11 protein-coding genes are annotated in these 13,333 nt (G+C 42.8%); all 11 read right to left on the bottom strand.

The genetic code is table 11. From position 1 onward, the window contains the following. Position 1: 1 nt before the first annotated feature. The gene (gene mraY / locus IEW82_RS09755; RefSeq protein WP_188693018.1) at positions 2-976 is read right to left on the bottom strand and encodes a phospho-N-acetylmuramoyl-pentapeptide-transferase; all 975 of its coding nucleotides are present in this window, start codon (positions 974-976) and stop codon (positions 2-4) included. Continuing rightward, entirely contained in the window at positions 973-2,355 is a 1,383-nt protein-coding gene (locus IEW82_RS09750; RefSeq protein WP_188693015.1) for a UDP-N-acetylmuramoyl-tripeptide--D-alanyl-D-alanine ligase, read from the bottom strand. Before IEW82_RS09750 ends, mraY begins: the two co-directional genes overlap by 4 nt. Further along, positions 2,345-3,820, bottom strand: a complete 1,476-nt coding sequence (locus IEW82_RS09745; RefSeq protein ID WP_188693012.1) for a UDP-N-acetylmuramoyl-L-alanyl-D-glutamate--2,6-diaminopimelate ligase — start codon at positions 3,818-3,820, stop codon at positions 2,345-2,347. Before IEW82_RS09745 ends, IEW82_RS09750 begins: the two co-directional genes overlap by 11 nt. Before the next feature lie 120 nt (positions 3,821-3,940). Continuing rightward, positions 3,941-5,878: a stage V sporulation protein D gene (locus IEW82_RS09740; protein WP_188693009.1), complete on the bottom strand. Its 1,938-nt coding sequence runs from the start codon at positions 5,876-5,878 to the stop codon at positions 3,941-3,943. A gap of 578 nt (positions 5,879-6,456) precedes the next feature. Further along, positions 6,457-8,592 (bottom strand): peptidoglycan D,D-transpeptidase FtsI family protein, encoded by a 2,136-nt coding sequence (locus IEW82_RS09735; protein WP_188693005.1) that lies wholly within the window; start codon positions 8,590-8,592, stop codon positions 6,457-6,459. A 13-nt stretch (positions 8,593-8,605) separates the two neighbouring features. After that, on the bottom strand, positions 8,606-8,971 hold the full coding sequence (gene ftsL / locus IEW82_RS09730; protein ID WP_188693002.1) for a cell division protein FtsL: 366 nt from the start codon (positions 8,969-8,971) through the stop codon (positions 8,606-8,608). 2 nt (positions 8,972-8,973) lie between these two features. Beyond that, complete coding sequence (rsmH, locus tag IEW82_RS09725) at positions 8,974-9,921, bottom strand: 16S rRNA (cytosine(1402)-N(4))-methyltransferase RsmH (protein ID WP_188692999.1); 948 nt, start codon at positions 9,919-9,921, stop codon at positions 8,974-8,976. Between the two features lie 20 nt (positions 9,922-9,941). Then, on the bottom strand, positions 9,942-10,373 hold the full coding sequence (mraZ, locus tag IEW82_RS09720; protein ID WP_188692996.1) for a division/cell wall cluster transcriptional repressor MraZ: 432 nt from the start codon (positions 10,371-10,373) through the stop codon (positions 9,942-9,944). Positions 10,374-10,512: 139 nt separating this feature from the next. Beyond that, the gene (gene bshC / locus IEW82_RS09715) at positions 10,513-12,138 is read right to left on the bottom strand and encodes a bacillithiol biosynthesis cysteine-adding enzyme BshC (RefSeq protein WP_188692993.1); all 1,626 of its coding nucleotides are present in this window, start codon (positions 12,136-12,138) and stop codon (positions 10,513-10,515) included. Between the two features lie 254 nt (positions 12,139-12,392). Then, complete coding sequence (locus IEW82_RS09710; RefSeq protein WP_188692989.1) at positions 12,393-12,776, bottom strand: DUF3397 domain-containing protein; 384 nt, start codon at positions 12,774-12,776, stop codon at positions 12,393-12,395. Positions 12,777-13,039: 263 nt separating this feature from the next. Continuing rightward, on the bottom strand, positions 13,040-13,252 hold the full coding sequence (locus IEW82_RS09705; protein ID WP_188692986.1) for a biotin/lipoyl-containing protein: 213 nt from the start codon (positions 13,250-13,252) through the stop codon (positions 13,040-13,042). Positions 13,253-13,333: the final 81 nt, after the last annotated feature.

Raw genomic sequence — 13,333 nt, 5'->3', positions numbered from 1 at the left:
TTTATAGCCACACCTTCAAATAAATGCCAATCACACTTAATAATATGCCTACAAACCAAAATGTAGAGACAATACGCCACTCATTCCACCCTGAAAGCACGTAGTGATTGTGCAATGGACTCATTTTAAATATTCGTTTCCCACCTGTTGCTTTAAAATAAGCAACTTGGATAATGACTGAAAGCGTCTCAATCACAAAGATACCGCCAATGATCACCAATAAAATTTCTGATTTGGTCAGCATAGCCACGCCAGCAAGGGCACCCCCAAGCGCTAATGAACCAGTATCTCCCATGAACACCTTCGCCGGATGCGCATTGAACACTAAAAAGCCGAGCAATGCACCACAAACCGCCGTCGAAAAAATGGCCACATCATGTATCGAATCATTGTAAGCAATAATCGCATAGGCTGCAAAAGCAATCGCTGCCGTACCAGATAGCAAGCCATCAAGACCATCTGTGAGATTTGTACCGTTAGAAGTCCCTAGCAGCATCACCAGAGACAGGATAAAGTAAGCCCAATAAAAATTGATGGACCAATCTGTTCCTGGGACCGTAACCACTGTAGAAACATGCGTTTGTACAAGCACGATATAAAAAATAATAGCGACAATCAGCTGTCCCAATAATTTTTGCTTTGATGTTAAGCCGAGATTACGCTTCATGACAACTTTAATAAAATCATCCAAAAACCCAATGGCGCTGAAGGCGATGGTAACAAATAAGAGCAGCCAAAGGTGATTTGTCATAAATCCGTTTTTTACTCCGGAATAAATAGAGGCGACAATAATCGCGAGGATAATGATGACACCGCCCATTGTCGGAGTCCCTGCCTTTTTTTGGTGTTCCTTTGGGCCTTCATCACGTATGTATTGCCCAAATTTCAGCATTCTCAATAAAGGAATGAAGATAGGAGCAAATATTATGGCAACAAGGAAGGCGATTATTAATGTGGTTAAAAGTATGGTTGTCATCTTTGGTCCTCCTCGTTTTTAAGACGTTCTACTAGCGCCTCAAGTCCAGCCAACCGCGACGCTTTAAACAGCATCACCGTATCTTCAGATAAAAATGTTTGTAAATAAGCCAGTACTTTGTCCTTGCTCGAAAAGTGCTTAAGCGTTATGGATGGATGCTGCTCCTGTTGGCACGCCTCGAAAATCCATTGAGCCCGCTCACCGAGGGTGACAACATGTGTAATAGGTGCGCTAATCACCGATGCCACTTCACGATGCAGCGCTTCTTCATCTGGGCCTAGCTCATACATATCACCAAGAACAATGACCTTATTTGGAAAATCACTCAAGGCCTTTATCGTTTCTATGGCTGCTTTCATCGAGGTCGGACTGGCATTATATGCATCATTAATGATGAGCGTGCCTGCTTTTCCAGCGACACATTCGAGGCGCATCGCTGTATGTTTCAGCGCCTTAAGTCTCGCAAATATCCGTTCACCACTCAGCTTGAGATGATTGGCAACAGCTATCGCATATGCCGCATTTTTTACATTATGAGCGCCTAAAAGTGGAATGGTGTAGCTTTTACCATTTACTTTAAATGCACTTCCCTCTTGATTTCCTTTAGCATCAGAAATCACAAAATCATTCGCTTCACCATAGCCGCACAAAACAGCATTGACCCGCTCATGTCGTAAAGCGTCTAATAGGGGTTCATCTCCGTCAACAATGAGCAAGCCATCAGGCGACATCCCTTCAATGATCTCGCTCTTTGCTTTCGCAATCCCCTCTCTACTCCCTAAAAACTCGATATGTGACTCGCCTATATTGGTGATCAGTCCGATATCGGGTTCGGCAATTCGACTTAGTAATGCAATTTCACCGAAATGGTTCATGCCCATTTCCAACACACAGACCTCACAATCCTCTGGCATCGCGAGTAATGTTAATGGCACACCAATATGATTATTCAAGTTGCCTTCTGTTTTATGCAGTTTAAAAGTGGCCTCCAATGTGGAAGCAACCATATCTTTGGTTGTTGTCTTCCCATTGCTTCCTGTGATCGCAATGACTGTGGGATCAATAGCTTTCCGATAAAGATGTGCTAATTCCTGCAGAGCCTGCAGTGTGTCTTCAACGTAAAAAATCGGAAAATCAGCAGGGACTTCCTTAGAAAGCGCCTTATCCCGTTGCCACAACGTTGCTACAGCACCATTATCGATGGCGGAAAGCAGATGATCGTGTCCATCAAAGCGCTCCCCCACTAATGGAACAAAGAGGCTATTCTGTTCCCCACGTCGACTATCGGTTGTCACAGTCAAGCGATGTGAAGCGGCAATGGCTTCACTATTTTGAGAAGCGTAGCTGATTTGTTCAATTAGACTTCTGTTAATTCCCATTCTTTAAACGCTCCTTTATCGCTTGTCGTGCTTCCAATCGGTCATCAAAATCCAATACCTCTGTGCCAATGATTTGATAGGTCTCATGACCCTTTCCCGCTATGAGGATAATATCATTTTCTTCAGCAAGAGCTACGGCGTGCTTTATGGCGTCGCGGCGGCCAACAATTGTCGTATAGCTACCTTTTTCCACGCCTGCCTCCATATCCTTCAGTATGCGTTCAGGATCTTCTGTTCTAGGATTATCAGACGTGAAAATGGCCTGATCACTATGTCTCACAGCGATATCAGCCATGAGTGGGCGCTTCGTGCGATCGCGGTCACCCCCACACCCTACAACAGTAAGGATGCGCCCCTTCGCAAACTCTTTAATGGTAAGTAGCGCATTCTCTAAACTATCCGGAGTATGAGAATAGTCAACGATGACACTAAAGGATTGCCCGGCATTGACTGTCTCGAAGCGTCCAGAAACACCTTCTATGTTGGCGATGGCTTCAATAATGGTTTCCCAAGTCACTCCATTCAGCCAGCAGGCACAAGCGGCAGCCAGCACGTTGTATACACTGAATTTACCAACAAGCTTCATCACGACCTGAAAACGGCCTTCTGGCGTAATGAGGTCAAATGTCGTCCCTTTAGCTGAAATCACAATATTTTCTGCTCTTACATCAGCTGAGGCATCGATGGCATACGTGATCAATGAGGCAGCTGTCGCTTCTTTAAGCACTGCCGCTGCCGAATCGTCATTATTGATCACAGCTGCTTTTTTTCTCGTCGTATCATAAATATTACCCAACTGTGAAAATAGAAGTGATTTGGCATGCAGATAATCCTTCATGGTGCCATGGTAATCTAAATGATCTTGTGTCAGATTAGTAAAAATGGCGATATTAAAATCAAGACCTCTTACTCTTCCCTGAACAAGAGCATGAGAGGATACTTCCATGACTGCGGATTGCACATTATCATCAACCATATCTCGGAATGCCTTTTGTAGAACCGGAGACTCCGGTGTTGTATTGTTCACAGAAATGTTTTTTTCACCATATTTAATTCCCATCGTACCAATAAGTCCTGTTTTCATTCCAGCATGTTCTTGGATTTGTTTAACCAAATGTGTGATCGTCGTTTTTCCATTTGTTCCCGTAACACCGATCAAATCAAGGTGATGGGTAGGCTGGTTATAAAACATATCAGCTAGCTGGGAAAGCGCCCGCCTGGCCTCACTTACATAAATCACTGGGATCTCAGCAGAAACTGGACGTTCGGCGACAATTGCTTGTGCGCCTTGTGAAATCACTTCGCTAACAAAATCATGCCCATCGAAGCGTTCACCGGGAACACAGACAAAAAGACTCCCTGATTGAATTTGTCTTGAATCCATTTCGACTGAAACGATATCTGGATCGCCTGCATTCTCCAGTCTATAGGATTCGAGCGCAGTTAATAACTGTTTTAATTTCATTGTATACACATCCTCTGTAAAACAACCCTCTCAATTCTAACTTGGAGTCGGAGTCCTTTCAAACTCAATAAATTAGCCAAGCGTTCATGCACTTGGCTAATTTTGCACTCAATGATTATTTTAATCTCCATTACCGGATTTGTCACCTAGATATATGCGAATTGTTGAACCTTCGGGAAGTTTTGTCCCTGCTTTGGGGGCTTGGGCAGTAACAACATTGCCGTCTCCATCCGCATCAATCTTTAAGTCATAATAGCTTGAAAGGATATCTTCTTTGTTTTCCCCTATAAGGTTCGGTACCTCAACATTTTTTTGGTCACCCCAACGATACTCTTTTTCTAAGCCATTGGTTCTTTTTTGGACACCCATTGCCTGCAAGCTGTCACTGATGATTTTCCCAGCGATCGGGGCGGCTACCTGTCCACCAAATTGGATGGTATTTTTCGGGTTATCAATCGCGACATACACAACGATTTGTGGATCATCCGCAGGGGCAAACCCCATAAAAGAGAGGATATAGTTATTTTCAAGATAACCTCCACCTTTGGCGATCTTCTGGGCTGTTCCTGTTTTTCCACCAATTCTCCAGCCGTTAACATAGGCATTGCGTCCTGTTCCCTTGGCAACCACACTTTCCAGAGCATTTCTAACTTCTTTTGACGTTTGCTTAGAAATGACACGTTTCTTGAGTTGAGGCGTATTTTTACTCACCACTTCCCCTGTATCCGGATCAATCCATTCCTTTGCAATATAAGGGGTGTAGAGATAGCCACCGTTCACCGCAGCAGATACAGCCGCAACCTGTTGAATGGGCGTCACGGCCACCCCTTGACCAAAGGCTGTTGTCGCTGCTTCAAGTGGGCCAATTTTATCAGGGTCAAATAAAATGCCTTTTGCCTCCCCCTGCAGATCAATGCCTGTTTTCGCACCAAATCCAAAGTTATCGACGTATTTAAACAAGCGATCTTTACCGAGCATTTCTCCTAATTTAACAAAACCCGGGTTGCAGGAATTTTCCACGACCTCCATAAATGTTTCATGACCGTGTCCCCCGCGCTTCCAGCAATGTAAATCTGTTCCATTCACATCGATGTACCCTGGATCATTGAATGTATCTGTGTGTAAATTCACCAGCTTCTCATTTAAAGCAGCTGCGAGCGTGATCACCTTAAAGGTTGAACCTGGCTCATAAGTCCGCCATATCGGCAAATTATGATTGTAAACTTCAGAAGAAACCGTTTTATAATCTTCAGGATTGAAATCCGGACGTGAGGACATCCCAAGGATTTCACCCGTATTCGGATTCATAGCAATGGCTAACGCACTGTCTGGATGATATTTCTGGTTCGCATTATCCAGCTCGCGCTCTATAATGGATTGTACCTTAGAATCGATGGTAAGCTCTAAATTCAATCCATCTTTAGGGGGCACATATTCATCTCTAAGCGATGACATGCGATTCCCTTGTGCATCAGAATAAAAATCCACGTGTCCAGGTTTCCCTTTGAGCATATCATCGTAATACGATTCAAGCCCTATAAGGCCTTGATTATCAATCCCAGCAAATCCAAGTACATGCGATAGATAGCTTCCAAAAGGATAATGTCGTTTGAAGTCCTCAGAAATGAAGACACCTGGCAGCTTGAGCTTCTTTACTTCAGCTGCTTTCTTGTTACTGATCTTTATACCTTCAGGCTTTATATATGAGGAACTTGACCTTTTGGTAATCGCCCGATAAACCTTTTCCTTATCTGCATCCAAAACCTTTGCTAATTCCTCCGCTGTTTTCGCGGGATTTCGCACTTGTTTGGGGACAACCAATACAGTCGGTCGGCTGATATTTGTAGCCAGCTTAACACCATTGCGATCTAGTATATCTCCTCGTTCTGCCTCATACCGAATTTCCCTGCTCCATGAATCCATCGCTTTATTTTTCAACCAATCATTCAAAAATAGCTGGACATAACCTAAACGAACAACAAAAACACCAAAAATGAAGAGACCTATAAACAATATAAATAATAAACGCTTGCGTACGGTGACATTAGATACACGCACATCCTGCCCCTCCCACTTTAAAAAACATAGGCTTGTATCAAAATATGCAGCAGCAGGACAAGTTAGAACAGCCGTTAATATTGGAGTCTCCCTACGCGTCTGTGGCGATATGCCATGTGTTCCTAAGAAAACTTGGTTGCACCGCTTCGCGGATACTCCTGACATGATTTTTGCAAATCACATACTTAGGGTGCCCGCAAGCCTCTGGTGGCGAAAGTCGAAGCCCGACTTATACTCTCTTCCTTTGAGAGCGCCAGCAAAGTTATACATTCTGGTGTATGAGAAAAACCGGGCGAAAAGCATACCCGGTCCTTGTCCTTAGTATAGAGCATCATCCAATATGAAAGAGGCTTCAGTACATGATTAAGCGGATTGGAACGCAAGGCGCGAGACTCCTGCGGGAAGTGGGAGATCGGTAAGACCCCGCAGCGTGCAGCGCGAGGAGGCTTACCACTCCCCCGCAGAAAGCGAGCTGCCTGGAGCGGAAAGCGCGCACTATCCACTCCGTTTGCACCTAAAATGTTTTACTTCCTTATTATTTAAAGAAAAGCACCCCATCGCAATGGAGTGCCTCTCACCTATTTATCTATCAGCTGTAATTGAATGTTGATGGATTTTTTATCTTTAATTGCCGTTCCTTTTTTCGGTTCTTGGCTTACAACATAGCCATCACCTGTTAGCTTAGGCTCAATACCTAAAACCTTGATAAACCGTAAGACATCGGTCAATGACCAACCTGTTAAATCAGGCATGACTGGTGTTCCTTCACCGACCAAAATGATTTTACTCCCTTTAAATACCTTGGTTCCCGAGGCGATCGATTGCTTTTGAACCGTTCCCTGTGAAGCGGTTGTGACGACATCCAGTCCTTGCTTTTCAAGAGCTGTTTTTGCTTGATTGATAGACTTGCCCACCCAATTATCAACAGTGACCGCCTGGGCTGCCACGGCGTTTTCATCGATTTTTTTACCCGTAGGTTGGACCTTCATATACTGAAGGGCATTTTCCATAACAGGTTTGAAAATCTGCTCACCCGGCTCAGAGCCTGTTTCTGTAGCAGCTAAATGAGGACGATCCACCGCCACGTAGACAATGAGCTTCGGATCCTTTTCTGGCGCCATGCCTAGAAATGAAAAAATATAGTTATCTTTTCCTGTTAAATACCCATTAGGCCCTCCAGAGATTTGCGCCGTCCCAGTTTTACCAATCACATCATAATTTTTGATCGCATAGCCTTTCCCGGTTCCATTCTCCTTATCCGTCACGACCTTACGCATGAGGCTGCGCACTTTTTCTGACGTTTCCTTGGTAATCGGCGTGCCCACCTGTTTAGGTTGATGCTCCTGGACAACTTTACCTGTATCAGGATTAACGACCTTCTGAACAATATAGGGCTGCATCATTTTGCCATCATTAGCAATGGCAGTTGCAGCTTGAACGATTTGAATAGCGGTAAAAGCTGAGCCTTGGCCAAAACTCGCCTGCACCTGATCGGGATGCCATTTAAAATTCACCCTACTATTGCTTTCATTAGGCAAATCAATTCCCGTTTTTTTCGTAAAGCCGAAGCGTTGTAAGTAGTTATAAAAACGCTTAGGCCCTAATAATTTGTCTTCAACAATCGAAAAGGCAACGTTCGATGAACGGACAAAGCCTTGTTCAAATGAAATACGGCCCCAATCCTGATCCCAGTCGTGAACAGGCTCTGACCCCTTAATCTTATATTGCCCTGACTGATAAGTAGCCTTGCTGTTCCATACCCCTTCATTAATTGCTGCGGCTAATGTGAAGGTTTTCATGACCGAACCCGGTTCATAAGGATCAGAAATGACGTCATTTGTATAATTGGTGATATTGCGCTTGTTAGGATCGAAGCTAGGGCGATTGGACATAGCTAAAATCGCACCCGTTTTTGGATCAGCAACCACCGCTAACATGCTATGCGGCTTGTATTTCTTATTAACATCATTCATCGCCCCTTCAAGGACGGTTTGGATCTTATTGTCAAGGGTTAAATAAACATTATCACCATTCTTAGGCTTTTTAATCAATTTATCACTATCGGGAAGCTTGACGCCTTGATGGTCTCGATAGAATGATAGACTACCATCCTGTTCGGTCAGCTCATCATTCAAGGATTGCTCAATACCTAATACTCCTTTTTGTTTTCCAAGCTTGTCGTCTAACGTCGTAAAGCCGACAACATAAGGAGCAAATTGACCATTCGGATAGTTGCGCTTGGATTCCGTCTGAAAGATGATCCCTGGGAGCTTAAGCTTTTCAATCTGTTGCTTTTTGGCATAGCTGATTTTACGCCCGCCAGGTCCGAGCTCTACCCAATAAGCATCCCTATTTAAAAGCGATTCAATTTTACTTGCAGACATATTAATAATCGGTGCCAGCTCCTCAGCTGTCTTTGCTTTATCTTTTACATAGGAATCTGCTTTGTGGCTTAGTACAGCTGTCACTGTATACGCTGGGATATCTTGAGCAAGAACATCACCGTTATGATCAAGGATTTCTCCGCGCTGCGAATCAACGGCTTTAACTTCTGTCCACTGATTTTTTGCGACATGAATCAAGTTCTGCCCATCGACTTCTTTTGCTTGCGCCAAATAAACAAATCGACCTGTGATCACAAAAAAGAGCAGCAAGAAAAATAAAGCGACGATTGCTGCCCACCGATTAATGGATTTATTTTTTCTTGGAAACATGGATGACACCTACCTATTTATTAACCATTTTAACATTATTTATATTTAAGTTCAGTCCATGTTTTTTGGCAAATTCTAGAATACGATCAGGTTGCTTAAGCTTTTGCACTTGTTCATTCAGTTCATCATTGTTTTTTTGAACAGTATCAATCGTATTTTGCATGTGTGTCGCTGAGACAGAGGCCGTGTAGATTTGGGCTTGTCTTGAGATGATAACGATCGCAAACACGAATATTGCGATGACAGCAGCTGTCCACAGCACTTTTTCACCTTTTGTAATCCGCCTACGAGGCAGCGCGATGGCGCGTGAATCAGACGTCACATGTTTTTGCCTTCTAACTTGTTCTCTTTGAGTAAATTGATGTGCAGGTTGTGCCATCCCTAATCCTCCTCTTTCATTCTCAATTTTTCTGCAATCCTAAGCTTGGCAGAACGTGAGCGACGATTATTTGCTATTTCTTCTTCTGAAGGTATGAGTGGTTTCTTGTTGACTAATCTGAGTAACGGCTGTTTATCTTCAGGGATAACAGGCAACCCTGGTGGAAGATCCGGGAGACGACTATGTATTAAAAAGGTTTGCTTACATAACCGATCCTCTAAAGAGTGAAAGGTAATGACTGAAATCCTTCCTCCTATAGTCACCATATCAATGGCTTGTTCTAACGAATCCTCAAACACCCGTAATTCATCATTCACAGCGATGCGCAAAGCTTGAAAGACACGTTTGGCAGGATGTCCACCTTTTCGCCGCGCGGGTGCCGGAATCGCTTCTTTAATCAGTTCAACAAGCTGACCTGTCGTTTCTATGACTTTTTCTTGCCTTGCTTTTTCAATCCTTCTTGCAATTGGCTTGGAAAACTTTTCTTCACCGTATTTAAAAAATATGGATACAAGCTGCTCATAAGGCCACTCGTTAACGAGGGTTTTTGCAGATAGGTCCTGTTCAGGATTCATGCGCATATCTAGCGGTCCCTCATGCTGATAGCTAAACCCTCTTTCAGCTTGATCGAACTGTGGCGATGATACGCCTAGATCATAAAGCACTCCATCTACACTACTCACACCTCTTGCCTGCAATTCCTTTTTTAAATGACGGAAATTTTCTGGTATGATAGTGAGTTTGTCATGATAAGTGGATAAACGTTGCTCGGTTTCCATGCGTGCATAGGGATCTTGTTCAAACGCGAAAAGGTGTCCAGTGGTTAATTGCGATAAAATAGCTTCGCTATGACCTCCGCCACCTAATGTGCAATCGACATAAGTGCCGCCAGGTTTGATATGAAGTCCATCAACCGCTTCTTTTTTTAACACAGTAATATGATCAAACATGGATGTAGATCCTTCCAATCTTATAAATCAAAATCAAGCAGGCTTTCAGAGATTTCTCCAAATGACGCTTCTGATTCTTCATAGTAGCTTTCCCAAATCGCCTTATTCCAAATTTCAATGCGATTGGAAACGCCAATAACCACACACTCTTTTTCAAGGTTGGCGTATTTTCTTAGTGGTTGTGATATATTGACTCGACCTTGTTTATCGAGTTGGGATTCAGCAGCACCAGAAAAGAAAAAACGGGTAAAAGCACGCGCATCCTTTTTAGTAAATGGCAATGCCTTCAATTTTTGTTCAAGCTGCTTCCATTCGTCCATAGGGTAACCAAACACACATTGATCCAAACCTCTCGTTAAAACGAAGGTCGTGCCAAGATCATCTCTGAACTTGGATGGAACAATTAATCTACCTTTTTCATCGATTGAATGTTGGTATTCACCCATGAACATGGTTCCAGTCCCCGCTTTCTACCCCTACTTTACCACATCTCCCCACTTTTCACCACTATCTATTAAAAATATTCGTTGAAACTAAAAAAAATCCTGCTATATCAGCAGGATTTTTTCATAAATTTATTTATTTTTTTCATTAGAGATAGACAATATAAGGCCTTCCGTCAAATTGGAAAGGAGCCTCTAATAACCGATCGACGACATCAAACCCCCAATAATTCATAAAATAATAAGCACTCCATACGCGTTCCTGAGGACTGCCATTAGGTAATAAACTCGCCTTCACACGTTCAAATTTGCTGAGTTCCACGGCATGTTTTTGTTCAATATTTCGTTCTATTGCTCGCTTCATATAGTCTAATTGCTTGGTTATCAAGTCACGATTTTTCTGCGAAAGACCTTCTAAATGGGGATCAACCGCACCAGCAAGCTCTGAAACCGGGGCGTATGCTTTTAATATGTTTGCTTTAACCGTATTAAAGGTCGCCTCAACATCCCACTCATGCTGCGCCTCAAGCCAAGCGGCTTTTTTTCTATAAAAGTCCTCAGAGAGTGCGACGGCGACATCTAAGCCCTTTTGCTCCAACCAGCGTGTGGTTTTGCGGTCCGCCATAATCAGTCGATGGCGCAAAAGAACAGGAGGCATTTCTAGGCCGAGCTCGTGAAACGCCGGAGACAATGCCGACCAATAGGCGATTTCTCCTGGTCCTCCAATAAACGCCAGCGTAGGGAGAACCATTTCTTGCATTAGCGGACGGGTCACAACATTATTGCTTAGCCTTTCTGGTTTATGCTCCACCGTCGCATAAAGCTCATCTTTCGTGATCATCACAGCTTTTGCTTCATTCCCATAGGTCTCTCCATCCATCTGATAGAGAAGAACACGCTCGTCTTTATTGTTAATGAACAAGTTCATGCTGTCTAGTGATTGATCGAGCTGAACATGGTAGCCATTCGCCGCTAGCTTTTCTAGCTGGTTCACCACCCCAGCAGCAATTTCCCGATTGTGATCAATGATTGCTGTAAAGTGCCTTGCTTCTAATTGTCTGAGTCGATCGTCCCCAGAGTCTAACAATACAAGGCCATGCTTTCCGAATAGCTGATGAATGAGCCGTGCAAAAAAATCGACCAATGTGCGTGAATTGTTGGCTGCTAGCTTCACTTGTTCCAGCAAGTCCTTCGTATAAGCTGTTTCTCCATAGGCTTGAAAAACCCGCTCTAACCAGTTATTTAGCTGATCATGATCCATATCGAGTGCCGAAACAGAAGTCAGGCCCGCACCAGGTATGCGGTAGGAATGCTTTTTTATCGTTTCATTTTGATAAGTAAACACATGATTAACCTCATCATAATCATGATCTTCTCCAGCAATCCAAAACACAGGAATAACAGGGACACCCAACGCCTGTTCTTGTTCCTGTGCCAATTGGATAATGGATAAACATTTATGTATGGTATACACTGGTCCTGTTAATAAGCCTGCTTGTTGGCCGCCGACCACCACAACCGCACGCGGATCCTTTAATCTTTCAATGTTGTTAAGCACTTTATCATGTGGCTGAAACGGTTGATTAAAATGGTGCAAATAATCTGTTAACCCTTCACGATCATAGCTCATTTCATTTAAATAATTCAATCGTTTCTTATAACATTCAGGATCACTGATATCATAATCAAAAAAGGATTGAATCGAGGCTTTTCCGCTTATGTAATCCTCCGTCAGGTTGGACGGTTCGGTGAGATGTATCTTTTCAATTTCCATGCAAACGCCTTCCTCTCTAGACCGTCTATGCTTTTTGAGTATAGCAAAATTATTCATCCAGGAAAAAAGTAATGCTTATAGTCCGTCAACTTTTTTACCCTGTTAATCTTAGGTCGAAAAACACGTGTTGTGATCTTCTATAAACCCTTTTCGCTCCATCGCCTTCGCTTATATGTAACTTTTTCTTGTCCATAAAAAACTTAGCTTATGTTATTTTAACTAAAGTTGGCGCAAAGCACAAAAAACACGCTTCATTAGACTTGATATTTTATATTGACAATTAATCCATAGACGATAAGCACAAAATAGCCGCTTAAGAATAGGAGAAAATTAAAGCGCCAAATCCCTTTGATCAGCTTTGTCATAACAACTTCTTCTCGCAAAAGCACCGAAACTAATATAAACAGAATTGAAATGAACAAAAACGCAAAAAAGAGTGTACCAAAAAAATGCTGATGCCATATCTCATGCATCACCGCATCTACAGAAAGCATAAGAATAAAAGTGGTGATATCAACCGACCAATGCAAGGCTCTTTTGGCATTTCCAAGCACACCTTTAAATAGCCAATATAAAGCGATCAAAGCAGCGATGGGAGCCGTAATGATAAAGGCAAATAAATAGATAAATAGAGTCAAGTTTCTCTTCCCCTCTCCTGCCATTGCCTTTTTAACTATTTAAAGTTTAACCAATTCCTAGCATGCAATCAATCTCTTTCCACAACAAATAGACATGAAAATGATATCGTAAGCTTTTTATCCTATGTCGATGGGAGCATTCGCTGCTCTACCTGTATGATAAGAGAACTTCCTCAGTTGTTAAACAAAAGAACGAACCATGTATACAGCAGGCTCAAACAGTCCTTGCTACATCAACCATTCACTCACTATTAAGTTTAAAATTAACGAACAAACATCACCACTTCACCTGCATTTATAAAATCACCATTGCTCACTGCTATCGCATTGACAATCCCATCAACCTCACTTGTAATAGAAATCTCTCCTTCCTTAGAAACTAAACCCGCGACCGGGTCCCCCTTTTTGATCGCTTGTCCTTCTATAACTAAGACTTTTACAAGTTTCCCAGCTGTGGTCACTGTAATTTTTTTCATCGCTCTAATCCCCTCTGTGATTTTAAAAACATCTATTCTCACTTTCTCCATTTATTAAAAGTTTAAACCCCTCCATCTTAA

Origin of the sequence: Pullulanibacillus camelliae (genome assembly GCF_014642655.1) — a bacterium.
Lineage (GTDB): Bacteria > Bacillota > Bacilli > Bacillales > Sporolactobacillaceae > Pullulanibacillus > Pullulanibacillus camelliae.
Note: the sequence above shows the minus strand (reverse complement) of the source record. Positions and strands in the feature narration are given on the sequence as shown.